At 49.9% G+C, this 385-nt stretch carries 2 tRNA genes and 1 rRNA gene; all 3 read right to left on the bottom strand.

What is annotated here, in order from left to right:
* Positions 1 to 83: 83 nt before the first annotated feature.
* Positions 84 to 157: transfer RNA gene (locus tag WS42_RS15030), tRNA-Ala, on the bottom strand.
* Positions 158 to 162: 5 nt separating this feature from the next.
* A tRNA-Ile gene (locus tag WS42_RS15025) sits at positions 163 to 236 on the bottom strand.
* 80 nt (positions 237 to 316) lie between these two features.
* Positions 317 to 385 (bottom strand): 16S ribosomal RNA (locus WS42_RS15020); the annotation flags it as partial.

Raw genomic sequence — 385 nt, 5'->3', positions numbered from 1 at the left:
CGGCTCTGTGTTATTCTACTACATTTTTACTTCGTGGATCATTTGATCCATTAACGTTCCAGCATGTCAAAGAACTTTATCCGTGGAGAATAAGGGAGTCGAACCCTTGACCTCCTGAATGCAAATCAGGCGCTCTAGCCAACTGAGCTAATCCCCCGGCTGTAGTCCCTCGCGGAGTTGAACCGCGGACCTCTACATTATCAGTGTAGCGCTCTAACCAACTGAGCTAAGAGACTATGGTTAACCCGCTATCGGGCAATCATGTAACGTGAAAAAACGTGAAACGGGTAGCGAGCCACATGAACCCACGCTCCAGAAAGGAGGTGTTCCAGCCGCACCTTCCGGTACGGCTACCTTGTTACGACTTAGCCCCAGTTACCGGTAT

The sequence above is a fragment of the Odoribacter sp. N54.MGS-14 genome (genome assembly GCF_000980295.1).
Lineage (GTDB): Bacteria > Bacteroidota > Bacteroidia > Bacteroidales > Marinifilaceae > Odoribacter > Odoribacter splanchnicus.
Note: the sequence above shows the minus strand (reverse complement) of the source record. Positions and strands in the feature narration are given on the sequence as shown.